The 13,147-nt window shown below is 38.3% G+C and carries 9 protein-coding genes; 5 read left to right on the top strand and 4 right to left on the bottom strand.

What is annotated here, in order from left to right; genetic code table 11:
• The coding region (locus ACSHXM_RS10990) for an NCS2 family permease (RefSeq protein WP_435688811.1) at nucleotides 1–933 on the top strand (933 nt) is incomplete at its 5' end.
• Nucleotides 934–1,197: 264 nt separating this feature from the next.
• On the opposite strand, the gene ACSHXM_RS10985 is transcribed toward ACSHXM_RS10990, so the two are convergent.
• Complete coding sequence (locus ACSHXM_RS10985) at nucleotides 1,198–1,833, bottom strand: TetR family transcriptional regulator C-terminal domain-containing protein (RefSeq protein ID WP_435688810.1); 636 nt, start codon at nucleotides 1,831–1,833, stop codon at nucleotides 1,198–1,200.
• 228 nt (nucleotides 1,834–2,061) lie between these two features.
• On the opposite strand from ACSHXM_RS10985, the gene glpT reads away from it, so the two are divergent.
• Entirely contained in the window at nucleotides 2,062–3,417 is a 1,356-nt protein-coding gene (glpT, locus tag ACSHXM_RS10980) for a glycerol-3-phosphate transporter (RefSeq protein WP_435688809.1), read from the top strand.
• A gap of 91 nt (nucleotides 3,418–3,508) precedes the next feature.
• On the opposite strand, the gene ACSHXM_RS10975 is transcribed toward glpT, so the two are convergent.
• Together ACSHXM_RS10975 and ACSHXM_RS10970 are read right to left on the bottom strand one after the other, a co-directional pair.
• Entirely contained in the window at nucleotides 3,509–4,441 is a 933-nt protein-coding gene (locus tag ACSHXM_RS10975) for a sugar kinase (RefSeq protein WP_435688808.1), read from the bottom strand.
• A 1-nt stretch (nucleotide 4,442) separates the two neighbouring features.
• A complete protein-coding gene (locus ACSHXM_RS10970) occupies nucleotides 4,443–5,918 on the bottom strand; it encodes a mannitol dehydrogenase family protein (protein ID WP_435688807.1) in 1,476 nt (491 codons plus the stop codon).
• A 429-nt stretch (nucleotides 5,919–6,347) separates the two neighbouring features.
• Here ACSHXM_RS10970 and ACSHXM_RS10965 point away from each other — a divergent pair, with 429 nt between their 5' ends.
• Nucleotides 6,348–7,940, top strand: a complete 1,593-nt coding sequence (locus ACSHXM_RS10965) for an alpha-L-fucosidase (RefSeq protein WP_435688806.1) — start codon at nucleotides 6,348–6,350, stop codon at nucleotides 7,938–7,940.
• A 64-nt stretch (nucleotides 7,941–8,004) separates the two neighbouring features.
• Here ACSHXM_RS10965 and ACSHXM_RS10960 read toward each other — a convergent pair whose 3' ends face one another.
• Nucleotides 8,005–9,918 carry an alpha/beta hydrolase family protein gene (locus tag ACSHXM_RS10960; protein ID WP_435688805.1) on the bottom strand — a complete coding sequence of 638 codons (1,914 nt, stop codon included), beginning with the start codon at nucleotides 9,916–9,918 and terminating at the stop codon, nucleotides 8,005–8,007.
• Nucleotides 9,919–10,052: 134 nt separating this feature from the next.
• Between ACSHXM_RS10960 and ACSHXM_RS10955 the strand changes: the two genes are divergently transcribed.
• Both ACSHXM_RS10955 and ACSHXM_RS10950 read left to right on the top strand, forming a co-directional pair.
• Nucleotides 10,053–11,294 (top strand): GGDEF domain-containing protein, encoded by a 1,242-nt coding sequence (locus ACSHXM_RS10955; RefSeq protein ID WP_435688804.1) that lies wholly within the window; start codon nucleotides 10,053–10,055, stop codon nucleotides 11,292–11,294.
• A complete protein-coding gene (locus ACSHXM_RS10950; RefSeq protein WP_435688803.1) occupies nucleotides 11,291–12,592 on the top strand; it encodes a glycosyltransferase in 1,302 nt (433 codons plus the stop codon). Before ACSHXM_RS10955 ends, ACSHXM_RS10950 begins: the two co-directional genes overlap by 4 nt.
• Nucleotides 12,593–13,147: the final 555 nt, after the last annotated feature.

The following is a 13,147-nucleotide window of genomic DNA, read 5'->3' as shown; positions in this document are numbered from 1 at the left end:
GCGCTAAAGATTGGTGTTCAATGTGGTATTGGATTATTTATCGCGTTTATTGGCCTTAAAAATGCTGGGTTGGTCGTCCATCACCCAGCAACTTTTGTCACTATTGGTGATTTGTCAGCTCCCCCTACTATGCTAGCTTTAGCAGGTATTTTATTAACTATTGTTTTAGTTATTAAGAAAGTAACCGGAGCCATTTTGATTTCGGTGATCGTATTAACTTTAATAGGTACAGTCATACCAGTTGGTGATGGTTATCTCACTCAACATACTTCTGACATAGTGGGCATGCCAGATAGCATTAGCACTACCTTTATGGCGATGGACATCATGTACCCATTAAGACATTTTGCTGAAACTTGGGATCTCATTTTTGCGCTATTATTCGTTAATATGTTTGACACCATTGGCACTTTGATTGGTGTGTCACGTAGAGCAAACCTATTGGATAAAAACGGAAAGCTTCCTAAAATGGGTAAAGCGATGAATGCTGATGCAGCAGCCAGTGTTATTGGTGCGGCTGTAGGTACGTCACCCGTTACATCATACGTAGAATCAGCAGCAGGCGTATCAGCGGGAGGTAGAACAGGACTCACTTCAATAGTAGTAGCACTTTGTTTCTTATTGGCCCTATTCTTAACCCCAGTTATGAAAGTAATTCCGTTAATGGCTACCACCCCTGCCCTGATAATGGTTGGCATATTAATGATGGATTCGATCAAACAATTAGATTTTGATGATTTAACCTCTTTAGCCACAGCGACGGTTGCCTTATTAGCAATGCCATTAACATTTAGCATCAGTGAAGGTATTGCTTTAGGGTTTATCACTTATGTTGGTATAAAGGTAGGTACTGGTAAATTTAAACAAGTTACTGTTATTACCTATGTAATGGCGGGTGTGTTTATTTTGAGGTACTTATTAGATTTAAAATAAACACCCAGAAATTATTTAACCTGAGTGCTAGATAAGAAATATCGACCAAGTTAAATTTAATACCATAATTCAATTGGTTAGTGACACTCAGCCAAACTTACAAGCTGAATTTTTACTCGGTCACGAAATTTTTCGTGTATTGCAAGGCGGATTGTCGTACGTAATAACGTGTTATTGCTAGGAACTACAACTTGGCTAAGCATTCCAACGCCGGTAGGCACAAAAAGAGCGTTATCGAGAGGTTCGACTTATCCAGTATTCAGGTTACTTATATTCCAGAGGTACAGTGAGTCCACAACCGTTAAGTATCAATGCCACTAGTTCGTTAGTGGCATTTTTAAATGCCGCTTTATCAAACTTTTTACCCTTTAATACGGTAATTTGCGCAGAAAAATCAGCGTAATGTTGCGACGTTGCCCAGATATTAAAAAGAAGACAATAAGGATCTTTTACCGTTATTTTTCCAGCATCGATCCAACTTTGAATAACCGCTACTCTGCCATTCATCCACTCAATTTGACCAGTATAAAATTCATCTAAATGAGGCGCATTATTTATAATTTCTAAGGCAAAGATCTTAGATGCGTATGGACGAGTTCGAGATATTTCCATTTTTTCAGTGATATATTGCGCTAACACGGCAGCGGGATCATCTTCTGCAGTGGCTGCGTCAAATTGGCCATTCCATATGCGCAAAATTTCATCTAATAAAGCAACATATAGAACTTCCTTAGATTTGAAATAATACAAAACATTGGTTTTAGGCAAGCCAGCTCTATCTGCGATAGATTGAACACGGGCACCTTTGTAGCCATTTAATGCGAACTCTTTTTCTGCAGCAGTCAATATCTTACTGCGATTTAGAGCACCAATACTTTCATCTTTGTCTTTCAATTTCATACTGCTTATTTATGAGCCATCACCTAGAAATGCGTTAAGGCTAACTAACTTTTAATACAAATTATCATTGCTTGCTAGACTTTACTAGATGAATAACTAATCAGTTAGAAGCAATGTTATTGTTAGCCAGCACTCATTTGTACTCTTTGTTAAAATCTTGTAATTAAATCTATAGCCGCGAACATTTTTCTGTTGTAATAAAACAAAATCAAATTAGGTGATTGATCTATGTACGGTATTTTTAAGCCCGCTCCACACATACAACGAGTGCCAGCAGATAGAACAGATAAAGAATACAAACGCCTACGTTGGCAAGTCTTTATTGGCATATTTGTGGGTTATGCAGGTTATTATTTAGTCCGTAAAAACTTTTCATTAGCTATGCCGTTTTTGATTGAAGAGCAAGGGTTTACCAAAGGGCAATTAGGGATTGCACTATCGGCTGTTTCTATTGCTTATGGATTGAGTAAATTTTTAATGGGAAGTGTGTCAGATAGAAGTAACCCTCGTTATTTCCTGATGACGGGTTTATTAGTATCTTCTACTGTGATGTTTATCTTCGGTTTCACCTCTTGGGCAACTCAAAGTGTTGCCAGTATCTTTATTCTTTTATTTATCAATGGCTGGGCACAAGGCATGGGCTGGCCAGCTTGTGGCAGAACTATGGTGCATTGGTTTTCTGGTAACGAAAGAGGAAGAACAGTTTCTTTTTGGAACATAGCACATAACATCGGAGGCGGCTTGATCGGACCTCTATTTATACTGGGTATGGCTTGGTTTAATGATTGGCAGAGTGCCTTTTATGTGCCTGCCGCAGTAGCAGCACTAGTAGCAGGTTTTATATTTTTAACCATGCGTGATACACCTCAATCCTGTGGCCTTCCACCTATTGAAGAATACCGTAAGGACTACCCATTAGATTATAGCCAAGATCATGAGCAAGAATTTAGCGCCAAACAAATCTTTTTAACCTATGTCTTAAACAATAAATTACTTTGGTTTATTGCAGTGGCAAATGCATTTGTTTATCTCATTCGATATGGCGTTTTAGACTGGGCTCCAACCTATCTCTCTGAGGTAAAAGATTTCTCTATAAACAAAAGTTCTTGGGCATATTTTCTATATGAATGGGCTGGTATACCCGGTACTTTATTATGTGGTTACATCAGTGATGCTTGGTTCAAAGGTCGCAGAGCACCAGCTGCAATTTTGTATATGGTACTAGTGTTAGTAGCCGTTTTAGTATACTGGTTTAACCCAGCTGGCAATCCTTATATTGATATTGCGGCATTAATGGCCATAGGGTTCTTAATTTACGGCCCAGTTATGCTAATTGGTTTATTTGCACTTGAGTTAGTTCCTAAAAAAGCTGCTGGCACAGCAGCTGGTTTAACAGGGTTGTTCGGTTACTTAGGAGGCGCGGTAATTGCAAATATAGCTTTAGGTTATACAGTGGATTATTTCGGTTGGGATGGCGGATTTGTTTTATTAGTAGGCGGCTGTGTGTGTTCAATATTGTTAATCGCACTCACTTTAAAACATGAAGTAGCCCATGAAGGTAGCGCCGAACATATAAAGGAATAAATTCCAAAGAATAAAGACCAGAAGGCAAAAATATAAAAGCCCACCTTATGGTGGGCTTTCATAAACCGAGACAATTCACACAACTAAAATGTCACGGGATCACACACAACTTTTCATATAGCGCATTATTTAAAATGGCACCTTTGTACTGAACCACTTGGCTAGCCACATGTGCTGCTCCTTTTAACGCATGTTCAGTACTTTGACCTTCTATTCGTTTTGCTAAATAAGTACCGGCAAAGGAATCGCCCGCAGCAGTAGAATCAACTTGCACTGGTGCTGGACTAAAAGGTAAATGAGTAACAAGTTGACAATCCGTGTACACAAAAGTTCCGTCATTTCCACACTTTATTACTAATTCGTGTGGTAAATATTGCTTAAAGTACTCCACCATTTGTTTATGATCTTGGTGACCAAACATGACTTGGTGATCTTCCAAACCAGGTAGAATTACATCTGATATAGCATAGGCTTTTTCTAACCAACTAATGGCGTGGTCGAGTGAGTCCCACAATCTAGGCCGATAGTTAGGATCAAAAGCAATACGACATCCCAAATCTTTCATTTGTGCAACAAAATTAATAAAGCTTAATTTATCTTGCTCAGGTAGAACGGCCAGGCTAATGCCGCTGAAATACAATATTTGATACTGATTAGCTTGGCTTTTTAATGTTTCAAGATCTAAAAACTGCATCATTTGGCTAGCTGTTGAACCTTTTCGCCAATACGAAAAACTTCGCTCCCCCAAATTATCCGTATGTATCGCATAAATACCGATTTCAGCCAGACTCGTTTCAGCAACAAATGAGCAATCAATACCTTCAGCTTGCCAAGTAGATTTCATTTGTTGACTAAAAGGATCCGTACCAATAGCCGAAACAAAACTAACTTGGCTATTTTCCATACAACGCTTAGCGTAAACAGCGCTATTATAGGTATCACCGGCAAAAGAGCGTTGTAAGTCACCATTATTGGCGTGACTTAGCTCCATCATACACTCGCCTAAAACTAATAAATTAGGCATATTAACCTAATGTATCCCATGGAATAGATTTTGAATTTAAAGCTGGTAACAAGTTTTTGTAAGATGCAGTTAACGCCTTAGTAAAGGCCGGATCTTTTGATAAATTTTTTCCAAATACGTCTTCTAAAGAAAGAAACAACGCCACATCAGATTCGGCATTGCCATTACATTGCTTAGCTATAGCAAACAAACTTTCTGACAAAGGATCAACCAATTCTTGTTTTTCAATAAATCGTTTACGAATAAATAAACACCAAGCAGCAATGGCAGTACTTAACTTTTGGATAGGATTACCATCTTTAATATTTTGCTGAATAATTGGCAAAATACGCATAGGTAATTTTTGTGATCCATCCCAAGCAATCTGATTCAACAAATGGCGAATGGCAGGGTTTCGAAAACGTTTTAGGATATCAGCACTATAAGCGGATACATCTAGCTCTTTGGGCGCTGTAAAAGAAGGCACGATTTCTTGTTCAATCATGGATTGCACAAAAGAAACTAAAGGCTGTTGTTGCATCGCATCATTCACAGTTTCAATCTCTGCCAATACTCCCATATACGCCATACTGGAATGCGGGCAATTTAATAAACGTAGTTTTGCATTTTCAAAACCGGCAACATCAGTTGTAAAGGTCACTCCTGCTTCTTTCCATGCAGGTTTATCTGCTGGTAAACAATCCTCTACTACCCACTGCACGAAAGATTCACGCTTGATAGGCCAGTTGTCTCTAATAGACAACTCAACGCTAACTTGCTCTCTTAATGCGTCGTCAGTAGCCGGCGTAATTGAATCAACCATAGAACAAGGACAAATTAGGTTAGATTCTAACCAAGAAGCTAATGCAGCATCTTTTTGTTGTGCATATTGTATGAGGGCATTACGTAATTTTTTACCGTTGTCAGTAAGGTTATCGCAACTCATAGCACAAAATGGGGCTATTCCTGCAGCCTTTCGAGTTGCAAGAGCCTCAACTAAAACCGCAATGGCTGAGCACGCTTGCTGGCCTCCGGCTAAGTCTTGCTTGATATCTGGATTATTAAGATCTAAATCACCTTCACTATTTAAACAATAACCCTTCTCGGTAATTGTCATGGTGACATACTTTGTATCGACAGAACTTAACCGGGCTTGTAGCTCACTGTATTGTTGTTTGGCAATTAAGACTTCTTGGATAGAACCCACTACTTCGTATGACGTTTCTGCATCTAAAACTGCAACAGTGTATAAGCCATCTTGCGGGTTAAGTGCTTCAGCAACGCCGGGAGATCGCATAGATACACAAGAAATTCCCCAATCTCCGCCTGCTTTTTGCATGGCCGTATGAGTGTACCAAGACTGATGTCCTCTAAAAAATGCACCAGGCCCAATGTGTACTATGCCTATTTTAGGTTTGTTAGCCCCAATTCTGTATGCTGGTATTTGATTACCCGACTCTTTTAGTGAGTTTAAAACGCTTAAATTAAGTTGGTTCACAGAATATTTATCCTTTAAAAATTGATCAAACTTTTAATGCCCTATGGAATAACACCGGCATTACAATAGCTTGGATGTTGAGACTACTATTAATTACGAATATTGAGTTTTACTAAATCTAACAACCAAGAACTAAACAATCACCCTTGGTTTTATATATAAGTATACCTTCATCACATATGAAGTTCAATTTCATATCTAATACTTTAATTTAAGACGGCTAATTAAGTAGTTTCGTAAACTTACTTGGCCTGTTAATTGCGATATTAATAGCTGATGTACCTTACAAAACACATTGAAATTCTAATAAAAATATACAACTCAAATAGAAATATAACCTTTTACCTATAAAAAACATTGCAAATACCCCCTCTTTAACTTTATAGTTACAGTGTTAAATTTAGGTTAACTGACGATTAAGAAGCTATTATGAAACCATTTGTATTAAAATCTGTAAAAACGGCTTTAGCCATTGCTATAGCTGTATCTATTTCGGGATGTGGCGGTGATAAGTCACCATCGCAAGCATCAGTTCAAAACGAAAGCACTAAACTCGATCCTGTTGCTAAATTAGCAGAAATTCATAAAGTGGCTAATCAAGGCCCTTATAAAGCTAATTTTGAATCTTTTACCCAATATCAAATTCCAGATTGGTACCAAGATGCTAAATTCGGTATTTTCATTCATTGGGGTGCCTATTCAGTCCCTGCCCACAATGGTGAATGGTATCCACGTAAGATGTATCAACAAAAAGATGGCGAGTTCAGTTATCACAAAGAAAACTTTGGTGATCAAACTAAGTTTGGTTACAAAGATTTTATTCCACAATTTAAAGCTGAAAAGTTTGATGCTGATCAGTGGTTAAAGATTATTGCTGATTCTGGTGCTAAGTACATTGTACCAGTAGCAGAACACCATGACGGTTTCTCTATGTACGATAACTCGTATACCCGTTGGGACTCTGTAGAAATGGGCCCTAAACGAGACATTATTGGTGAGTTGAAAAAAGCAACTGACAAAACAGATATACACTTCGGTTTATCAAGTCACAGAGCTGAAAACTGGTGGTTCTTTGATGGTGGTCGTGAATTCCCATCTGATGTTCAAGATGAAGCCTATCGCGATCTATATGGTCCAGCAGCCAACCGTAAAGATTCAGAAGATGGTCTAACGCCACCAACTAAAGAGTTTATGGATGATTGGTTATTACGTACTGTAGAAATCGTTGATAAATATGAACCTGAATTAATTTGGTTTGACTGGTGGATGGCGTCAGAACCTTTCCATAAACATGTTGAAGCCTTCACTGGTTATTATTACAACAAAGGCGTTAATTGGAAGAACATGCCTGCTCTAAACTATAAAGAGCACCATGAAATGCGTTCTTTCATTCCTGGGTCAGCAGTATTAGACATTGAGCGTGGCGGTATGACTGACATTCACCCACACTTTTGGCAAACAGACACCTCAGTTTCCAAATCTTCTTGGGGTTACGTAACAAACCACAAATATCGTAACGCTAACTCTTTGGTTGACGATATGATTGATATCATTAGTAAAAACGGTTCTCTTTTACTTAATATCGGCCCTAAGCCAGACGGGACAATACCTGATGAAGAAATCAAGTTATTGAGCGAAATTGGTACTTGGTTAAAATTAAACGGTGAAGCAATTTACAATACACGTCCTTGGGAAGTGTACGGTGAAGGCGAAACTTACGTACCAGATGGTAAAAACTCAAATGACGCTGAAAAGAATCGTAAAGATTTCAATAGCAGTGACATTCGTTTTACTAAAAATGGCGAAACAGTTTACGCAACTATGCTAGCTTGGCCTGGTGATAACAAAGAAATCACTATTCATTCAATTAATGCTAAAAATTATCCTCACAAGATAACAAACATCACATTAATTGGTCATGAAGCGACTGTTCAGTTTGAACAGTCAGATGATATGTTAAAAGTAACCTTACCAGCAGGTTCACCATCTAAACATGCTCAAGTGTTAAAAATCACACACTAAACGTTATGTTTAAAAAAAGCCGCCGTTAATCTAAATTAACGGCGGCTTTTTTATTGGCTACAATTTATATATATTTTTTAATGAATGAATCTATTGCCTGCATGGCTTTCATTCTATTTTTAGCTTTGCTTAAATGATGATCACCTTTTTTAAGTTTGATAAAAGTGACGTCTTTTTCTTCATCTTCCATCTCATCAAACATTTCTTCAGATTGGTCAATGGGCACCACCTTGTCGTAGGTGCCATGGATCAATAACACAGGAGATTTAATTTTACTTACGTGATTAATAGGCGAAATCTGCTCCAAGTGGTCTTCATCAACATCACCTTCAGAAATTACTTCCTTCCAATAAGCCACTACCCAGTGATCATCGCCATAAGTACTTTCTTCTTCTTCTATCATTTCTTCTACGTCTGAAACACCGTTAATCGAAACAACACACTGATACAAATCAGGTGTAAAAACAGCACCAGCCAGTGCCGCGTAACCGCCGTAACTCGCACCCACTATACAAACTCTGGATTTATCTATTTTTCCTGCTTCTGCAAGATTAACTACGGCGTCGGTTAAATCATCTTGCATTTTGCGCCCCCATTCACCTCTACCGGCCCATAAATGTTGTAAGCCAAATCCTTTAGAACCTCTAAATTGTGGTTGAATAACTAAGTAACCTTGGCTCGCGAAATACTGCGCCATATAATTAAATGACTTTTTGTCATAGGACTCAGGTCCACCATGAGGCATCACGATAGCTGGAAGGTTTTTAGCTGATTTACCATTAGGTATGGTCAATAATGTTGGTATCTTAAGTCCGTCTCTTGCGACGTATTCATAATCCTCAATATTATGTACTGATGTTCTTGGGATATCGGGTCGTTCTGAGGTTATTAACTCTAACTTTCCCGCTTTGTACATCAAATAATCGCCAGAACTTTGCTCTCCATCCATATAAAAAATAATTTCATCCCAGTTGGGCGTGTAATCTCTAATACTAAATGCATTATTAGGCATCGCCTTTTTAAGCCCTCGCATGCGGGCATTAAGTTTATTATCAAAAAACTCGTAACTAGGGGTAAATCCGGAATATTTAACTCCATGCACTACTCTTTGAATATCAGTCAACACAGTTTCTATATCCTTGTCTTTATGGCTAAAGACAGGCCCTTCGATAGTGCCGTCAGTCAATGCCATAGTGTAATAGGCCCAGCGGCCTGTTTTTTTATCTGTACCTAACATCACTAAACGTTTTCGATCTGGCGTTAAACCACTAAACGACTTAGTCCTATACTCAGTCTCTTCACTGTATATTAGTTTCCATTCGCCACTGATTTTGGATTCAACTCTATGTAGATTTTTTTTATTATGAAAACGCTCCCGTACAATAACTTTACCTTTACCATCGAGGAAAAAATCAATGGTGTCAGAGGTGCCGCCTTGAACTCGTCTAGGTTTTGCTTTTTTATCTAAGCGAACTTTATATAAATTGTATGTAGCAGCATTTTCATAGGCTGGCATATAGGCATATTTATTATCTGGTGATGTGCCTAGAATCCTGCCTAACTGAGACTGGCCCTTATATATTCCATTCCCTTGAATAAGTAACTGATGCATTTTTTTAGTGGTAAGTTTATAAGCAAAAGCCGCACTTATTTCATGCCTGCCAGCGTAGCCTCTAATCTTTCTATTTTGTGATGCCACAAAAACCAAAGTATCTTCGTCAATAAAATACATATTGTTAGGGTTAACTGAAGATACATTGATGGCAGCTAACATTTTGCCACTTAATAACTCCATCATGATGACATAGTCGGTTCCACTAGACGTATCCCGATAAGCAATTCTTTCGCTACTGGGCGATACAACGAACATACTTTTAGCAGGCAATTTACCGTAGGCTTCTACTGTGAGGGGCTTAACTTCAGAGTTAACGTAAAAACTACTAAATAGTAATAAAAAACAGATGGATAGACTTCGCACAAACACTCCTTATTAACAACATTCCATGGTTTATAAAGACATAAACCCAAGTCCAAATTGTTACATAAATTGGGCGACAAGAGCTAGTCATTTCACTTACAATGTAACTAGATTATATTTGTTAGGCATTAATATTGGGTATTCAAAAGTCTCGTATCTTTAGTAGGTTAACCAACTTACTTTGGTTGTTTTTACCCCCTGTTACCTTGTTTGTTTGTGTGTATTTTATAGAAAAAACAGAACATCCCGCTTTAACAATGTTACTTAAAAACATGAATTGGCTAATTTATGTTTGTTTGGGCGTGAGTAGCCTTGTTGCAATGCAATTTGGTAGAAGTAGATTGGTATATGCCTGTGCCTTATTAGTGCTTTTCATACCGGATACAGGACCATTTACAGGCCCTAATGGTTACTTAAGTTCCACCAATTTTATCTTTAGTCAACTTGCCTTTAGTTATTTGTTTTTGAGCAAAGATAAAGGGTTTTCTTTGTTAAACACAGGCGCTAGTTTATTGGTTTTAGGTAGTTTGTGGTTTATAACCTTTTTGAGCGCTCCAGAGATAAACCTAGCTTCCCAACCTTTGTTATTAATTATTGATGAGTTTTTACTCAATATTTCTCGATATACCAATACAGTGTTCCAACCTGTAGAGATGCTATTTTTTTGTATCGCAGCCTTAATTGGACTCGTTAGGTTTGTTGTAAAACTAGACAACACTCATAATGCTCTGTTTCTAATTTTGCTGATTATTTCCTTTGTTCACTTCTCCATAAACAATCAACTTACCCAATTGAGTTTAGTGTTTTTAAGTATGTTAATTGCCTATTCTGTGATGAAAGATAGCTTTACTATGGCCTTTAAAGACGAGTTAACCACTATCCCTTCCCGTAGAGCACTGATGCAATACGTGCAGACTTTAGGTCGAAAATACACAGTAGTGATGTCTGACATAGATCATTTTAAAAAGTTTAATGACACCTATGGTCACGACGTAGGTGATGAAGTATTAAAACTGGTAGCAAGCAAATTAAACAAGGTATTAGGTGGTGGTAAAACCTTCCGTTATGGTGGTGAAGAGTTTGTGATTATCTTTCCAAGAAAAACAGCCAAAGAAGCCGTGCCTTTTGTAGAGATAGTAAGGCAAGTGATTGCTGATTACGACGTAGCCATCAGAACAAAACCACGACCGGCTAAAGCGCCTAAAACCAAATCCAAACCTAAAAAAGAAAAAATAGTAAAGGTAACCACAAGTTTTGGCATTGCCCAAAGAACCAAAGAAGCAGCTGAATTTGAACAAGTAATGAAACAAGCCGATCTCGCTTTGTATGCGGCTAAAAAAGCCGGTAGAAACTGTGTCAAAGTGGCAAAACAATGAATAATAAAACCTTATTGATTTTAGGGTATGTCTGGCCAGAACCTAACTCTTCTGCTGCTGGTGGGCATATGTTAAGCCTTATCCAGTTTTTTTTAACTCTAGATTATGACATCACTTATGCTAGCCCAGCACTACAAGGTGAGCATAAGATTGATTTAACTCAGCTCGGTGTTGCCGAAACATCGGTTAACTTAAATTGTTCAAGTTTTGATGAGTTTGTTATTGAGTTAAACCCGACTATGGTGTTGTTCGATAGGTTTATGTTAGAAGAACAATTCGGTTGGCGGATCAGTAAACATTGTCCTGACGCCATTAAAATACTCGATACAGAAGACTTACACTCTCTGCGTCATGCTAGGCACCAAGCAATTAAACTAAAAAGGCCTTTTTCTTTAACAGATCTAAATAATGATTTAGCAAAGCGCGAGATTGCCGCAATATTTCGCTGCGATTTAACCTTAGTGATTTCTGACTTTGAAATAAATTTACTCCAACAACATTTCAAGGTCCCATCCCATATACTATGGCATTGTCCATTTATGTTAGACATGAATGAACATCAACCTAGTAGCCTGAGTTACCAGAACAGACACCATTTTATTAGTATTGGCAACTTTAGGCATGAACCCAATTGGGATGCTGTATTGTGGTTAAAACAACAAATTTGGCCTTTGATCCGTAAACAACTTCCTAAGGCAGAATTACATATTTACGGAGCTTATCCGCCGCCCAAAGCCACACAACTGCACAATCCTAAACAAGGTTTCTTAGTTAAAGGTTGGGCTGAAGATGCCAAACAGGTAATGGAACAAGCGAGGGTTTGTTTAGCGCCTCTCAGGTTTGGAGCTGGCATTAAAGGTAAACTAGCTGAGGCCATGTGGTGCGGTACGCCGACTGTCACTACAAATGTTGGCATTGAAGGTATGCAAATGGGTCAACCCTGGCCAGGGTTTGTCACAGATTTAGAGCAGGCACAAGAACAAGCTCCCCCACAAGAGCAAAACCACCAAGATCACTCCCACCAAGAGCAAGCTAATAATTTTGCCAAACAAGCGGTCGAGCTGTATCAAAACCAACAAACCTGGGAAAATTTCCAAACTTTAGGTTACGACTTATTAACCCATAATTTTGATCGTAAGGTAATTCAAGACAAACTAATGGCCAAATTAGAGCAGATAAAAACAAACCTAAACCAACATAGAAATCAAAATTTCATTGGCCAAATGTTACAACACCACCATCTAAAAAGTACCCAATACATGTCCCAATGGATTGAAGTTAAGAACAAACTGGACTAGGTGAATTCGAGTTAAGATAATCTAGATCATCCCTGTAGCACGACAACTTTTTAAATGCTATTTGCAATCCATTGCAGATTTCGATTGGCATCCATGCCAAACGATTAACTTTTCTTCAACAGCTAAGAAAAGTAAACAAAAAAAGCCGTGCTCCACAAACTTACGTTATCTAAAAATAAACAAGCTTGTTTTTCGAACCGGCACAAATTAGTAGGGAACTAATTTGAACATCCGAAGGATGACCCGAAGGGGGAAATATAAGGACATATTTCATAACAAGCCACTCCCAGCTATAAAAGATTGCCTTGTCCAGATGTCCATATCTGGACATTCGACAAGCCCATTTCTTTTTAGCGTAAGTTTCATTCTCAGGAAAATCAAAAACCACAGAGATAAAATCAATATGTGTATGACGGCTTAGAGCGAATTGCAGACCTAGAGGATATTCAGTTTATAGTAGAGCTACAGCTCTAAAGCGGACATTAACGCCCGGCTCAGGCGCAAACAACCAGAGCGGGATTTGTGCCAAAATTGGCGCTCGCGCCATTGGCACAA

This window comes from Paraglaciecola sp., from assembly GCF_051252315.1.
In the GTDB taxonomy this organism is placed as follows: Bacteria; Pseudomonadota; Gammaproteobacteria; order Enterobacterales; family Alteromonadaceae; genus Paraglaciecola.
The sequence above is the reverse complement of the archived record's forward strand: the minus strand, read 5'-3'. Positions and strand labels throughout refer to the sequence as shown.

Excerpts from the sequence above, each read along its gene's own strand:
- ACSHXM_RS10985 (WP_435688810.1), bottom strand. The coding sequence starts at position 1,833 with ATGAAATTGAAAGACAAAGATGAAAGTATTGGTGCTCTAAATCGCAGT.
- glpT (WP_435688809.1), top strand. The coding sequence starts at position 2,062 with ATGTACGGTATTTTTAAGCCCGCTCCACACATACAACGAGTGCCAGCA.
- ACSHXM_RS10975 (WP_435688808.1), bottom strand. The coding sequence starts at position 4,441 with ATGCCTAATTTATTAGTTTTAGGCGAGTGTATGATGGAGCTAAGTCAC.
- ACSHXM_RS10965 (WP_435688806.1), top strand. The coding sequence starts at position 6,348 with ATGAAACCATTTGTATTAAAATCTGTAAAAACGGCTTTAGCCATTGCT.
- ACSHXM_RS10950 (WP_435688803.1), top strand. The coding sequence starts at position 11,291 with ATGAATAATAAAACCTTATTGATTTTAGGGTATGTCTGGCCAGAACCT.